General features: G+C 55.2%; 12 protein-coding genes and 1 pseudogene. 7 read left to right on the forward strand and 6 right to left on the reverse strand.

The annotated features are described in order from the left end of the window. The first annotated feature begins 45 nt into the window (after positions 1-45). Positions 46-369, forward strand: coding sequence for an NIPSNAP family protein (locus tag K3757_RS16080; protein ID WP_259997001.1), 324 nt, complete (start codon positions 46-48; stop codon positions 367-369). After that, a complete protein-coding gene (locus tag K3757_RS16085) occupies positions 366-710 on the forward strand; it encodes an antibiotic biosynthesis monooxygenase (protein WP_259997002.1) in 345 nt (114 codons plus the stop codon). Before K3757_RS16080 ends, K3757_RS16085 begins: the two co-directional genes overlap by 4 nt. Before the next feature lie 224 nt (positions 711-934). On the opposite strand, the gene K3757_RS16090 is transcribed toward K3757_RS16085, so the two are convergent. Together K3757_RS16090 and K3757_RS16095 are read right to left on the reverse strand one after the other, a co-directional pair. Further along, positions 935-2,464 (reverse strand): cryptochrome/photolyase family protein, encoded by a 1,530-nt coding sequence (locus K3757_RS16090; protein WP_311201744.1) that lies wholly within the window; start codon positions 2,462-2,464, stop codon positions 935-937. Beyond that, the gene (locus K3757_RS16095) at positions 2,458-3,123 is read right to left on the reverse strand and encodes an SDR family NAD(P)-dependent oxidoreductase (protein WP_259997004.1); all 666 of its coding nucleotides are present in this window, start codon (positions 3,121-3,123) and stop codon (positions 2,458-2,460) included. The genes K3757_RS16090 and K3757_RS16095 overlap by 7 nt, the downstream gene beginning before the upstream one ends. A 304-nt stretch (positions 3,124-3,427) precedes the next feature. Here K3757_RS16095 and K3757_RS16100 point away from each other — a divergent pair, with 304 nt between their 5' ends. The 3 genes from K3757_RS16100 (at position 3,428) to K3757_RS16110 (ending at position 7,900) form a co-directional block, all read left to right on the forward strand. After that, positions 3,428-4,993, forward strand: a complete 1,566-nt coding sequence (locus K3757_RS16100) for a 2-isopropylmalate synthase (protein WP_259997007.1) — start codon at positions 3,428-3,430, stop codon at positions 4,991-4,993. A gap of 834 nt (positions 4,994-5,827) precedes the next feature. Next, on the forward strand, positions 5,828-7,228 hold the full coding sequence (locus K3757_RS16105) for a selenium-binding family protein (RefSeq protein ID WP_259997008.1): 1,401 nt from the start codon (positions 5,828-5,830) through the stop codon (positions 7,226-7,228). A 3-nt stretch (positions 7,229-7,231) separates the two neighbouring features. Continuing rightward, positions 7,232-7,900, forward strand: a complete 669-nt coding sequence (locus K3757_RS16110; protein ID WP_259997010.1) for a hypothetical protein — start codon at positions 7,232-7,234, stop codon at positions 7,898-7,900. Between the two features lie 45 nt (positions 7,901-7,945). Here the strand turns inward: K3757_RS16110 and K3757_RS16115 are convergent, their stop codons facing one another. Further along, positions 7,946-9,061 carry a glycine cleavage T C-terminal barrel domain-containing protein gene (locus K3757_RS16115; protein WP_259997013.1) on the reverse strand — a complete coding sequence of 372 codons (1,116 nt, stop codon included), beginning with the start codon at positions 9,059-9,061 and terminating at the stop codon, positions 7,946-7,948. A 196-nt stretch (positions 9,062-9,257) separates the two neighbouring features. Here K3757_RS16115 and K3757_RS16120 point away from each other — a divergent pair, with 196 nt between their 5' ends. Beyond that, entirely contained in the window at positions 9,258-10,208 is a 951-nt protein-coding gene (locus tag K3757_RS16120) for an asparaginase (RefSeq protein WP_259997016.1), read from the forward strand. A 4-nt stretch (positions 10,209-10,212) separates the two neighbouring features. Here K3757_RS16120 and K3757_RS19165 read toward each other — a convergent pair. From K3757_RS19165 to K3757_RS16130, 3 genes and pseudogenes are all read right to left on the reverse strand, one after another. Next, positions 10,213-10,764 (reverse strand): annotated as a pseudogene (locus K3757_RS19165) (aldehyde dehydrogenase family protein). Next, positions 10,739-11,023 carry a hypothetical protein gene (locus K3757_RS16125; protein ID WP_259997018.1) on the reverse strand — a complete coding sequence of 95 codons (285 nt, stop codon included), beginning with the start codon at positions 11,021-11,023 and terminating at the stop codon, positions 10,739-10,741. Before K3757_RS16125 ends, K3757_RS19165 begins: the two are co-directional and overlap by 26 nt. Before the next feature lie 114 nt (positions 11,024-11,137). Further along, a complete protein-coding gene (locus K3757_RS16130; protein ID WP_259997019.1) occupies positions 11,138-12,805 on the reverse strand; it encodes a GMC family oxidoreductase in 1,668 nt (555 codons plus the stop codon). A 194-nt stretch (positions 12,806-12,999) separates the two neighbouring features. Between K3757_RS16130 and K3757_RS16135 the strand changes: the two genes are divergently transcribed. Next, positions 13,000-13,911 carry a LysR family transcriptional regulator gene (locus K3757_RS16135; RefSeq protein WP_259997020.1) on the forward strand — a complete coding sequence of 304 codons (912 nt, stop codon included), beginning with the start codon at positions 13,000-13,002 and terminating at the stop codon, positions 13,909-13,911. Positions 13,912-13,982: the final 71 nt, after the last annotated feature.

The following is a 13,982-nucleotide window of genomic DNA, read 5'->3' on the forward strand; positions in this document are numbered from 1 at the left end:
GCCAATCAATGCGCTAGACAAGGGCAGAAACAGAAAGGAACTCCAATGCTCACCTGCATCATCCGCTACCACATTGACCCGACCAAGAAAGAACAATTCCAACGCTATGCCCGCAACTGGGGTCAGGCCATCCCTCGATGCGGTGCTGATCTTGTGGGATACTACGCCCCGCATGAAGGGTCTTCGACGCTCGCCTACGGAATCTACAATATCCCCTCGCTTGCGGCATATGAGACCTACCGATCCCGCCTTGCAGACGATCCACTGGGTCGCGAAAACTATGCCTTCGCACAATCTGAAAAGTTCCTATTGCGCGAAGACCGCACATTCCTCACCCTCGCCTCAGCCCCTCATGGAGAAAGCCAATGATCGCAGTCATCTTCGAAGTCATGCCGCACGCAGATAAAAAGGAGGCCTACCTTGCCATGGCGGCAGAGATGCGGCCGCTGGTCGAGCAGATAGACGGCTTTATCTCGGTCGAACGGTTTCAAAGTATCACCAATCCCGAAAAGCTGCTTTCCCTATCCTTTTTTCGCGACGAGGAGGCATTGAACGAATGGAGGCGTCTGACCCGACACCGGGGCGCGCAAAAGGCAGGGCGCGAGGTGATGTTTAGCGACTACCGACTGCGCGTGGCACACGTCTTGCGTGACTACGGCATGTTCGAACGTGACGAAGCACCTGACGACAGCACAGCCTTGCATGGCTAGAGGGATATCAATTTCTGATGAACTGAACGGTAGCTTGTGAGGTCATTGTTAATCTTTTGGGTATCCATCTGAACTTTGTGCATACATTTACGATCAGTTCACCGCTGCAGAGACGCTTTCACACATATTCCAAACCGCTTCACCTTAAACGGACACCGTGGATAAACGAGCCGCCGTGATCCCGCGTCTTCTGTCGAAGCTTTTCGATGGAATGCCGTCTTGCGTCAAACAACCTCGCCCGCGTCAAGTTTTGCCAGAACAGCCTCCGCGTCAGCAAGCACGGTTTTGCGCTTGTCCTCGTCCATGCGATCCCACGTGCGGTACATGTTTCCCATGCGTGGATTGCCTGAAAACCGATCACGGTGACGATCCAGAAAGTGCCAGTAAAGCGTATTAAAGGGGCACGCCCCTTCGCCGGTTTTCTGGCTCACTTTATAAGCGCAACCTTTGCAATAGTCCGACATCCGGTTGATGTAGGCCCCTGAGGATACGTAGGGTTTCGAGGCAATCACGCCGCCGTCGGCGAATTGGCTCATCCCTACAACATTGGGTGCTTCGACCCATTCAAAGGCGTCTGCGTAGACCTCTAGGTACCAGTCCGCGACTTGCGTCGGATCAATCCCCGCTAGCAGTGCAAAATTACCTGTCACCATAAGACGCTGGATGTGGTGGGCGTAGGCTTCTTTTGCAGTTTGATCCACCGCAGCCGCCATGCAAGCCATATCAGTCTTCCCACCCCAGTAAACGCTCGGCAAATCCCGCTTTTGGTTTAGCGCGTTGCGCTGGGCGTATTCGGGGCCTTCAAGGAAATAGATACCTCGCACGTATTCCCGCCAGCCGATGATCTGGCGGATAAACCCTTCGACGGCATTGATTGGTGCATCGCCGCGTTTGTAGGCCGCTTCCGCTGCCTTACAAATCTCTAGGGGACCCAACAGCCCTATGTTGAGGTAAGGGGAAAGAATTGCGTGAAACATGAACTCTTCACCGCGCAGCATGGCGTCCTGAAAATCACCAAAACGCGGCAGGGAATGAGTGATGAAGTGGTCCAACGCTTCCAACGCCTGCGCGCGTGTAGTGGCAAACCAGAAAGGCCGAAGCTCTCCGAAGTGATCGTCGAACTGCGCTTCAACCAACGCCATAACATCGCCCGTGATATTATCAGGTTCAAACCTCAACGGTCCTTCGGGGGCAACATCACCGGGGGCGGGCTTGCGATTGTCGTGATCGAAATTCCACTGTCCGCCTGCGGGCTCATCGCCCTCCATCAACAGACCGGTCTTGCGACGCATATCGCGGTAGAAATACTCCATCCGCAGCGCTTTGCGGCCCTCGGCCCAAGCCTCAAATTCAGCATGAGAGGCAAGGAAGCGATCGTCAGGCAGGATGCGTGTTTTGATCGGCGCATGCGTCAGCTTGTTGATCAGCCGCCACTCTCCCGGCTCTGTGCAGATGACCTCTTTGGCGCCGGTCTGTTCGGCCCGCCGCAAAAGCTCTCCTACGATTGAGCCTGCATTGTCGGTATCATCCAACTGGCTGTAGGCGACGGTCCACCCTGCGTCTTCAAGCATGGCGGCAAACTTGCGCATGGCAGTGAAAATCAACGCGATCTTCTTGGGGTGGTGGCGCACATAGGTCGCCTCATCGACAACCTCGGCCATCACAATAGTATCAGTTGCGCAGTCCGCTTCGCGCAATGCGCTCAGGCCTTCCGAAAGCTGATCCCCCAAAACCAAAACAAGTCGGCTCACCATGCCACCTCTTTTCCTGCCCAATCGAAAAAGCCACCGGTCTGATCAACCGTCAAACCCGTCAGAACACGCACCAGGTTTTGTGCAGCCTCGTCGGCGGGCACAGCAGGATGCCTGCCGAGGTATTTCTGCGTGAATGGCGTCTCAACCGTACCGGGATGCAGTGCCACACAAACCAGTTCAGGGTGGGTGCGAGCCAACTCGATAGCAGTGGTATGCACGATCTGGTTGGCTGCAGCCTTCGCCGCGCGGTAGCTGGTCCAACCACCGATCCGGTTATCTCCGATGGAGCCGACCCGCGCAGTTAGCACCGCACAAACGCTGCGGCCTTCACGCGGCAAAAGCCGTGCCGCGTGGCGTAAAACAAGGGCAGGTCCAATGGCGTTCACCGCAAACTGGTCTGCCATGGACTGCGCGCGCACTGATTTGATGGTTTTCTCTGGCACTGCGCCGTCAATCTCCAGCGCGCCACTGGCCACGATTAGCCCGTCAAACGGCCCGTCCAGTTTTGCCAAATGCATTTCAACGCTTGCGTCATCGGTGATGTAAAACCCGTCGACAGAGCGTGACAACCCCACAACCTCTGCTCCTTGCGCCTTAAAATCAGTGCAAAGCGCTGAGCCTATTCCGCCCGACGCGCCGATGATCAATACTCTTTTCATCAACGGCCAGATAGCACGCAACCGACGCAGTTCAACAGCAGCTTTCGCCAGATTTGCCTGTGATTCCAGCCGACCGACGCTAGGGCAAGAAAGACATAATTACCCCCCTTCCCATCTGGAAAAGCGGCGTTATAACTATGCTCATGAAAAACGATGCACATAGCCCATTTTCCGCGCACCCGACTGCGCCATTGCTGCGTGCCCTGCTGCTAGCCCGCCTCTGAGCGTGCCCTCCGGCGCGCCCGCTCAGAGGGATGTGTCGCGCGCCAAGAAAAGCTTCAGCAGACAACAGAAAGACAATCCAATGACCACTAGCAAACAAGACCGCGTCTTGATCTTTGACACGACGTTGCGCGACGGTGAGCAGTCGCCAGGCGCAACCATGACCCATGCCGAAAAGCTGGAGATCGCCCAGCTTCTGGACGAAATGGGCGTCGATATTATCGAGGCAGGCTTCCCCATCGCATCAGAGGGTGATTTTGCCGCCGTTTCCGAAATCGCCAAGCAAGCCAAGACTGCCCAGATTTGCGGGCTGGCCCGTGCGCAGTTCGGCGACATTGATCGCTGCTGGGAGGCGGTCAAGCACGCGGTCAACCCGCGGATTCACACGTTTATCGGAACTTCACCTTTGCATCGTGCGATTCCCAATCTTGACATGGACCAGATGGCCGACCGCATCCATGAAACGGTATCTCATGCGCGTAATCTGTGTGAAAACGTGCAATGGTCACCCATGGATGCCACCCGTACAGAGATCGATTACCTCTGTCGTGTGGTCGAGATTGCGATCAAGGCCGGTGCCACCACGATCAACATTCCTGACACAGTTGGCTATACTGCCCCGCGCGAAAGCGCAGAACTGATCCGCACACTTCTGGAGCGTGTACCCGGCGCGGATGAAATCATCTTTGCGACCCACTGCCACAACGATCTGGGCATGGCGACGGCCAACTCATTGGCCGCGGTCGAAGCTGGTGCGCGGCAGATCGAATGCACCATCAACGGTCTTGGCGAACGTGCGGGCAATACCGCACTTGAAGAGGTCGTGATGGCGCTGAAAGTGCGCAATGACATCATGCCCTACCAAACGCGCGTCGACAGCACGAAGATCATGAACATCTCGCGCCGCGTTGCCTCTGTCAGCGGGTTTGCTGTGCAATTCAACAAGGCCATCGTCGGCAAGAACGCTTTTGCGCATGAAAGCGGCATCCATCAGGATGGTATGCTTAAGAACGCAGAGACCTTCGAAATCATGCGGCCCGAAGATGTAGGCCTGACCGAGACGAACATCGTCATGGGCAAACACTCCGGCCGCGCGGCACTGCGGTCCAAGTTGGAAAACCTCGGGTATGAGTTGGGGGATAACCAGCTTAAGGACGTGTTTGTACGGTTCAAGGAACTGGCTGACCGCAAGAAGGAAATCTATGACGAAGACCTGATTGCGCTGATGCGTGTCGCCTCCGACCCCGAGGCCGACCGGATCAAGCTGAAATCGATGCATGTGGTTTGCGGCACCGAAGGCCCCAATGTGGCCAAGATGACCCTGATCATCGACGATGCGGAACAAAGTACGGAACAAACCGGCGATGGTCCTGTCGATGCCTCATTCAAATGCATCAAGGCGCTCGTCCCGCACTCTGCCCGTTTGCAGCTTTATCAGGTGGCCGCTGTTACCGAAGGCACTGACGCGCAGGCAACCGTGTCGGTCCGCATGGAGGAAGACGGCCGCATCGTGACAGGTCAGTCCGCTGATACCGACACCGTCGTCGCCTCGGCGCGCGCCTATATCCACGCGCTTAACCGCCTGCTGGTCCGCCGCGAAAAAGGCGGCACAGACAAGCGCGAGATCAATTATAAAGACGCCAATTAAATAACGGCGAGGCCGGATATACTTCCGGCCTCGAACCTGCATCCCTCGGCCGGTTCTCGTGTGTTTGCGCGTGTGTTCACCCGTCCGGAATACAGCGAAAGATGTCGCCCCGATAAAAGGACTTCTTTGAAAATGCAGATTCAGCTTCTTATCAGATTGCCCCATGGCGGCCCCATATGCCGATATCAAACGCTGTCAGGGGATAAGGTCACGCTTTGCGCGCTGCCGTTTCTCTGATTGAAGATTGCGGAAAAATACCTCTGGTCCATCACAGGGGCGGATCGCCTCATTCTTGTGACACATAGCTCAATCAGCAGACCGCTAGCCTTTAGTTATGCGGAGTTGACCTCCGCACCAGCGCACGGTTTTCCCGCCGCTATTGCTGCAACTGCATCCCTGCGCCGCTATTTTCCTGCGTAGAAAATTGCTTGATTTGACTCAAAATACTCTCATCATTCGATACCACAGCCTCACCAAGTGAGAGTTTCTGCCGATATGCATCTACACCACTGGATAAGGAAACTGGATAATGTCGCCGTGACTGGCAGGCCCATTTCCACTGGTGGAATTCAAAAAACAAAGGATCTGTGCGCGAGCGGCATCGCATTCGTAATTGGTAACCATCTATTTCGCATCGCTATGGTTTGGGCAGATAGTTTTCAGCGTCGCTTTGCCAATCACGATCAAAACGCGGGGCGAACTACCGCAGAAAACCAGCGGAGAAATTCAATTATGTAACGTCGATGAGGTTTGAGGAGGCCTCTGAATTACGGGTCGGTTTTGCAGCACCCGTTAAAACCGCGCCAAAGGCGCACACCAATCTGGGAGGATAAGATGAACTTACGACCTGATCCAACATTTCACGCGTCCCCGAAACTTGCCATGGAAGCACCGGTGGAAAACTATGCGTTTACTGTCATGCTCAGCCCCGACGGATCGCAGTCGGACGGCATCGCGGTGATCGATCTGAAACCGGATTCCGACACCTATGGCCAGATCGTGCATCAGGTGATCGTGCCGAATAAGGGCGACGAATTTCACCACTTTGGCTGGAACGCCTGTTCGTCTTCCCTTTCGCCCTTGACCGGTCACGCATTTCTGGAACGTCGCTACCTGATCGTGCCGGGCATCCGGTCGTCGCGCATCTATGTGATTGACGTCAAAGAGCCCCTGAAGGCAAAGATTCACAAAACGATTGAACCGGAAGAACTATTCGCGAAGACGGGCTATTCGCGTCCGCACACAATACATTGCGGACCCGAAGGCATCTATGTGTCGTGTCTTGGTGGCGGTGGCAAAGATGGCACGGATGGCCCTCCGGGCATCTTTATCATGGATTGCGAAACATTCGAGATCATCGGCCAATATGAAATGGACCGTGGCAAACAGGACAAGCACTATGACTTTTGGTGGAACCTGCCGCAGGACTACATGGTCAGTTCGGAATGGGGTCTGCCGCCCCAGTTCGAAAACGGCATCGTTGCCGAAGATCTTCTAAGCAACAAATACGGTCATTCGATCCACTTCTGGGATCTGCGTGCCCGCAAGAACATCCAGACCATGGATCTGGGCGAGAACCACCAGATGGCGCTAGAAATCCGGCCTGCGCATGACCCGACCAAGTCATACGGGTTCTGCGGCGTGGTTGTGGATACGTCCAACTTGCAAGGTGCGATCTTTACATGGTGGCGGGACGACGATGGCAAATGGCAATCCAAGAAGACGATCACCATTGATCCGCGCCCCGAAAAGGCAGAAAACCTGCCGCCACTTCTGCAAGGGTTTGAGGCAGTGCCACCACTGGTCACCGACATCGACCTAAGCCTTGATGACAAATATCTATACGTCGCGTGCTGGGGCTTGGGCGAGATGCACCAGTATGATGTGACGGACCCGATGAACCCGAAACTGACCGGCAAGGTCGAACTGGGAGGCATAGCACGTGGCACAGATCACCCCAACGGCAAGCCTTTTGCATTTGGTCCGCAGATGGTTGAAATCAGCCGCGACGGTAAACGTGTCTACTGGACCAACTCGCTTTACTCGACTTGGGATGATCAGTTTTATCCCGATGGCGAAGGTGGCCAGATGGTCATGGCGAGGGTCGGTGAAAACGGGGGGCTCGAACTCGACAAGGATTTCTATGTCGAGTTTCCTGAAGGTCTGCGCAGTCACCAAATCAGACTTGAGGGCGGCGACTGCTCTACCGACAGTTTTTGCTACCCGTCTGTCTAACGCATGAGTGACGCATCATCGATGACAGCCCTTTGGTGGGCTGTCATATTTTCCGGCATGTATCATGGTGTGAATCCCGGCATGGGCTGGCCGCTAGCGGTTTCTGCTGCACTCATGGAGCGGCGTCACTCTGCCATGCCCAAGGCGCTGGCAATGCTGGCCATGGGTCATTTTCTGGCCATGATAGGTATCCTTGTACCGTTTTCCCTGATGATCTTTCTGGTCCAGTGGGAGGTCGAAATTCGGGTTGCGGCCGGCCTTTTGGTCATTGCCATGGGGGTGTACCTGCTTATCAACCGTCGGCACCCGAAATTTCTGGCGCGGGTTCACCCCGCACGACTGGCCCTGTGGTCTTTTTTGGCTGCCATGGCACACGGTGCGGGGCTGATGCTGGTGCCTATTTACCTCGGCATTTGCGGTATTAGCCCTGAAGAAACAGGCCATTTTGCCGCGCAAACGTTGATGAGCAACAACATAACAACCGCGTTTCTGGTGGCAGCTGTTCACACTTTCTCGATGACGCTGGCGGGCGCAGTGGTTGCAGTCATTATCTATTTCTGGCTGGGCCTGAAGTTTCTATCAAAGACATGGTTCAATCTGGACGTTGTCTGGGCGCTTAGCCTTGTAGCGGTCGGCCTATTTGGCCTGTACGCAGCAGTTTCGGGGCATTGACGATCACCGTCTACGGAGCGGCCACTTGGTCGGCTCAGCTCCGGACTAGGCCACAAAAGGAATGTCATGCTCTTGCGCGGCGTATTCCTTTTCGTCGATCTTGATGGTCAGCTGATCCGAGCTTATAGGCAAATCGGCTTGAATGATTCCGACAGCAACAGTTTTGCCCACCCTCTTTGAGAACGCCCATTCACTGACGAATCCAGCCTCTATTCCATTATGCGATAAGGGAACCGGATGCCCCACCAATGGTGGATTTCCATCAATGACCAACCCCACACGGCGGCGTTTGGGTGCGGTGGCCGCAATGCGCATCAACGCCGCCCGCCCGACGAAATCAATCCCAGACTTGAGATCAACCAAAGCGCCAAACCCCATCTCAAACGGCGTTGTGCGGTAGGTCTGCCAGCGCATATCTGCACCATAAGAAATAAGCCCGCTTTCCAGACGCTCCAAATCGTTCGGCGCGCCTGGGCCAATATCGAATTCCGCACCGGCGTCCTTCACTTTATCCCAAAGCTCGGTGCCGCGGGTCTGATCCTGAAGGTACAGTTCAAACCCGCCCTGTTTGGACCATCCTGATCGGGCCAGTACCAGCGGAATACCGTCCAGAGTGATTTCTTCAAACCCGAAATACCGAAACGAGTACACCTTGTCGCCAAATAGCTTGGCTACCACATCCACCGCTTTCGGACCTTGTATCGCAAGAGGGGAGACATCGGGCTCGGTGATCTCAACGTCCCATCCTTTTTCACGGCCCAGCGCGGCGGCCCAAAGGTGGATGTCACTATCTGCCACCGACAGCCAATAGCGATCATCGGCCAACTTCAGAAGCACCGGATCATTGATCAGCCAGCCGTCATGATCGCACAGCGGTACATATCGACCTTGTCCAATCTTGGTCTTGGCTAAGTTGCGCGGCGTCAGATATTGCGCAAGCCGTCCCGCATCTGGTCCGGCGAGCTGAACCTGTCGCTGCGCAGCAACGTCCCACATTGCGACACCGTTCAGCAGGCGGTCGTATTCGGCCTCAGGATCACCAAAGTGAGCCGGTATATACATGTGATTGTAGACTGAGAAACTTTGAACACCGTCGCGCACAGTTGCATCAAAGTAAGCTGATTTTCGAATATTCGGGCCGATGCCAATTGAAAATGTCATTGAGCTTCCTTTTCTTTGACACCGTCCGTGTCGGAGCTTTCAAATCATGTCCAGTTGATCCGGGCAATCCAAAGTCAGGATTTGAAGCATCTCGGCTCTTCATCGCTTGGTCGCGCCTGCATTGCGCGCGCGATTGAGGACAGATACGCAAGGATACCTAAGCATTTGCTGTAAAGCCACAGCACGGAGAACCACTATGCGCATACTTCTGATCCATACGGGCGGCACGATCGGGATGATCGAAACGAAAGATGGATTTGCCCCGAAGGCGGGCGTCTTGGAGGATGCGGTGCAAGGCCTGACGGCTTCGGGAGAGATTGCGGCAAGCGTTTCCATCCACGCGCTTGAACCGTTGATCGACAGCGCCCAAGCAACACCCGCTGACTGGATCAGAATCGCACGTTGTATCAATGATGCCCATGCCACCTGTGACGCGGTTGTTGTTACCCACGGCACGGATACGCTGGCCTACACGGCAGGGGCGCTTTGTCTGGCGCTTCCGGGGTTGGACAAGCCGGTGATCGTCACTGGTTCAATGTTGCCCCTGACGGTGGAAGGCAACGATGGTCTGGACAACCTGCGCGGCGCGCTGAACGCCGCTGGCACCGGTAAACCCGGGGTTTGGGTTCAATTTGCAGGACGTCTCTTGCATGGTGCCCGCGTGCGGAAATCCCATTCCAGCGCATTTGACGCATTTGAGGCCGAGACAAGCACGGCTGCCCCGCTAATTGACGCCGATCGCGCAGGTCTGAATGTTCTGTTTCCGCAGAAGGTCGGCGTTTTCTCAGTCACGCCGGGGCCATTCACTGATGTTCTGGCTTTTTCCATCGAACACTGCGACGGGCTGGTGTTGCGGTGCTATGGGTCCGGAACCGCGCCCGACACGCCAGAGATGCGCGCCGCACTTGGCCGCGCGCGCGACCGGCAAATTCCAATCATCGCCGTCAGCCAGTGCCCCGAAGGCGGAATGAAACTGGGCACCTATGCCGCAGGTCAGGTTATGAGAGACAACAATGTGGTAGACGGCCGCGATACGACACCGGAAATGGCCTATATTAAATTGCATTTCGCCCTGTCCTTGCACGACACCTATGAGGAGCGCTGTAGGTTTCTTGCGCAAAGCCAAGTGGGTGAATTCGGACTTTGAGGTTTCAAACCTGCGGGAGAAGGTCATGTCGGGCGTGAATTGTCCAACAGTGCCCCTCCAAGAAAATAGCCGCCTTCATAGCCCTGCACATCCTGATTAGACGTACCGCTGTTCTTAACAACCTTTGCGCCTTCCGATTCACCCGTGTGATATAGCCGCGCACCTCTGCGAGATGTTGTTCAGTGACCAGTGGACCCGTTTCAGACGCTTTGTCAGTTTTTGGGGCAACATTCAGCGCGATAATTTTCAGGATTATAATTTCGATCAACGCATCTGTCACAAGCACGGCCACAGAAATCGCAATGCATCGTTCGCAAGCGGGGTCAAAGGCCGCGCCCATCAGGGCGTTAGCTTTCATTTGCAGATCTTCATCTGGCATGACAATCACGTGGTTCTTTGCACCATCTAGCGCCTGAACGCGTTTGCCATTGGCTGTACCGGTCTGGTGAGTTTATTTCGCAATCGGGTTCGATCCGACAAAGCTGATGGCTTTGACATCGAGGCTGTGCAGCAGTGCATCCAAGGCTTTCTTATCGCCGCAAACCACATTGAACACGCCTTCGGCAGGTCTCTTTGATCAGCTTCAACGATGCCGACGGAACATGCTCGGAAGGTTTTGGTGCGAACTCCAGAACTTCAAGCCTGTGGGTGACCCTACCAACGACATCATCAGGGGTTTTTGACCATCCGGGCCACGCAGTTTTTACGGCTGCTACTGCGCCGTTGACTTCGGGCGCCGATGGCAGGGTTGAACACAGGTTGAGTGCGGCCGAACTGGTTATGTCGCCATAGACTGGATCGTGGACCTCTTTCATCAGCGCGGAAACCTTGTAGGCCCAGTCCTTCGGCATCGGGTAAGCGGCAAGTTGGAAAACGAAGTACGCATGTGACATCCTGTAAGGTGTCAAAATTTTGATTGGTGCGGTCGGCTACTGACCGGCCAGAATCCAGCCAGCAGCCTTTTCGGCGATCATGATTGTAGGCGAATTGGTGTTGCCGCTGGTGATTTCCGGCATGACGGAGGCATCCACAACGCGCAGCCCCAAAACACCCTTCAGCCGCAAATATGGGTCCAAAACAGCTGTTTCATCATCGTCGCGCCCCATTTTCACGGTTCCAACAGGATGGAAAATGGTGCTGGCGATGTCCCCCGCAAGCCGCGTCAGTTCGTCGTCGGTCTGATATGCGACACCCGGCTTGAATTCTTCCGGCTCATACGGCTGCATCGCAGATTGGGCCATAATCTGGCGCACCTGACGCAGGCTGTCTGCAGCGACTTTGCGGTCGTCCGCTGTGTCCAGATAGTTCGGCGTGATCTTCGGCGCATCGCGGAAGTCCGCAGATGCAATCCGTACATACCCACGGCTGGTCGGGTTCAAGTTACAGACGCTGACTGTGATGGCCGGAAAATCGTGCAGATCGTCGCCAAAAGCCTCAAGGCTGAGGGGCTGCACGTGGTATTCCAGATTGGCATGTGTCCGGCTTGGATCAGAGCGTGTGAAAGCACCCAACTGGCTGGGTGACATGCTCATCGGGCCGGAGCGCTTCAGCAAGTACTCCAGACCGATCTTTGCCTTGCCCACCAGAGAGTTCGCCAGCATATTCATCGTGCTTGTGCCCTTGACCTTGAACACTGCGCGGATTTGCAAATGGTCTTGCAGGTTTTCACCAACAAAGGGCTGATCCATGACCACGTCGATGCCGTGTTCTTTCAACAAAGCTGCGGGTCCGATGCCGGAAAGTTGCAGGATCTGCGGGGAGTTCACGGCTCCTGCTGACAGCACAACTTCTTTCGCGGCGGTTACAGTGACGGGCATACCTTCACGGTGGACCTTGGCCCCCACACAGCGGAGCTTGTCCCCGTCCTGCTTTTCGAATGTCAGTTTTTCCACCTGCGCTTCGGTCCAGATGGTCAGGTTCTCGCGCTTTTTAACAGGACGTAAAAACGCCTTGGAGGTATTCCAACGCCAGCCGGAACGCTGGTTCACGTCAAAGTAACCGACACCGGCATTATCACCGCTGTTGAAGTCGTCGGTTCTCTGGATGCCGGTTTCTGTGGCCGCATCGGCGAAACTGTCCAACACATCCCAACGCAAACGCTGCTTTTCAATGCGCCATTCGCCGCCATGGCCGTGCATGTCCGAAAAGCGACTGTTGTCGCCTGTCACAGGATCGGCACCATCATCCAGTTTGTAGTGGTTCTCATGGGCCATAAAATCGGACAGGGAGTTTTCCCAGTTCCACGCCTCCTCACCGGACAGCTTAGCCCAGTTGTCATAATCGCGCGCCTGACCGCGCATGTAGATCATGCCGTTGATAGAGGAACAGCCGCCCAACGTCTTGCCGCGCGGGTACAAAAGGCTACGCCCGTTCAGGCCCTTGTCAGGTTCGGTTTTATACATCCAGTCGGCCCGCGGGTTGCCAATGCAGTAAAGGTAGCCGACGGGGATATGAAACCATGGATAGGTGTCCGGCTTACCTGCTTCCAGAAGAAGCACACGGTTTTCCGGATCAGCGCTCAGCCGGTTTGCCATCAGGCACCCCGCAGAGCCGCCGCCGATTACGATATAGTCAAACCTGTTTGCAGCTTCGGACATTTTCGCTCCCATCCATCAGTCGTTACAGTTTAGATCACGCAAAGAGCGGGATGCCGAGCGGACAGTTCTGGTTGCGTGCAAAGCAAATCCTTCGGCAAAGTCTCCTGCCGGAACGCGAATTCCAGCGATCAGTGAGCGACAGCATCCCAAAAACCTAATGACAATTGCCACACAGCGATATTAGAAAATTTGATATGGACCGATTTTCAAACATTAACACCATCTTGGCGTTTGTGACCGTCGCCCGGGAAGGCAGCGTTTCACGCGCCGCAGAAGTGCTTAACCTTACGCAACCCGCGATCAGCCATCAGATAAAGCGGCTTGGTGAGGAAACGGGAATAGCGTTGTTCACGCGTACAGCGACCGGCTTACAAATCAGTCATGATGGGGCTGCGGTGCTGTCAAAGGCCGAACATATTCTGGAAGCAATGACCGATTTTCACCGCAGTGCCCGGCAACGCTCTGGTCGGGTCAGCGGCAAGCTCAAAATCGGGACGATCGTTGACCCGGAATTCATCCGGCTGGGCCGCTTGCTGGCCCGCCTGAGAACAGAGCATCCGGACATCGAAACCGAACTGACGCATGGTGTCAGCGGAGATATTCTGGCCTGGTTGAAACGGGGCCGGGTTGATGCGGGCTTTTATTTGTGCGGACCTGACGATCTACAGCAGATGGGATCAGAAAGCGAAGATCCCGTACACGCCATCAAGCTTGCAGATTTCACCTACCGCGTCATCGGTCCGGTCGGATGGCAACAGAAGATTGAAAACGCTGACTGGTCGTCGCTCGCGACACTCCCTTGGATTGGAACTCCCGAAACCTCTGTCCATCATCGCCTATTATCCAAAGTTTATGACGATGTGGACGACCGACTGGATGTAGTTGCATGTGTCGATGAAGAGGCTTCGATGTTAGAAATGGTTCGCTCCGGTATCGGGCTAAGCTTGTGCCGCGACTCCATTGCGCTGCATCAAAAGCAATCCTTTGGCCTTGCAGTGTGCGATGCTGTTTCGGTGCCTGCCTGCCTGTGCTTTGATACTTTGGATCGCCGAAAAGACAGCCCGATACTCACGGAATTGTTCAACCTTCTGAAAAGATCATGGTGAACTTCAAGCGAAGTATCATCGGAAGACCCGTAAGGACCGCGCTGAACGCAGTCCTGCCGTCAGCGATAGGA

This window comes from Sulfitobacter sp. S223 (genome assembly GCF_025143825.1).
In the GTDB taxonomy this organism is placed as follows: Bacteria; Pseudomonadota; Alphaproteobacteria; order Rhodobacterales; family Rhodobacteraceae; genus Sulfitobacter.